The sequence below is a fragment of the Streptomyces sp. GbtcB7 genome, from assembly GCF_019091445.1.
GTDB lineage: Bacteria > Actinomycetota > Actinomycetes > Streptomycetales > Streptomycetaceae > Streptomyces > Streptomyces mirabilis.
Window position 1 is genome coordinate 1 of the sequence record NZ_JAGXJM010000136.1, and the last position, 529, is coordinate 529.

General features: G+C 59.0%; 1 protein-coding gene. It reads right to left on the reverse strand.

From position 1 onward, the window contains the following. Window positions 1-202 precede the first annotated feature (202 nt). Window positions 203-529: hypothetical protein (locus KVT44_RS55550; protein ID WP_217576859.1), on the reverse strand; the 327-nt coding region annotated here is incomplete at its 5' end.

Genomic DNA, 529 nt, shown 5'->3' on the forward strand with positions numbered 1-529 from the left:
GGGATCACCATTGCATCGAGGTTGTCGAGAAGATCGACGGATTCGGGACTCTCCGAGATCTCACGGTAGAGCTGATTATCCACGACGAGAACCGACCGCGGCAAAGGTGTCGCTACAGGGTTGTCAGTCATCGCGTCGTCCAATTGTCGAGGGCTCGGAGGGTGTGCTGCGGTAACGAATCGTCATCGGCGGGACCCGCCTTTCAGAGGTGGCTCCCGAGGCGTCTGATCAGCCTCTTGGCGTCCTTATCAGTCAGCAGGCTGCCAACGACGAGGTCGGCATGATTCAGCTTGACCATCCCCAGCTTGATCGGAGACGCGGAACGCACCGCATCAATCAGCTTCCCTGAGTCAGCCTCGAATTGGGGAGAGACGTCGGCGTGAGTGCCGATCAGGATTATCCGCGGTCGCAAAGACTTGTCGGCGTCCATCCACCCCTTGAATCGGGCGAGATGACCTTTCACCCGATCCAGCGTGTCGGGATCTCCGGCCGCTACGAGGTCAGCGCGAAATAGGTACCAAACGTAGTG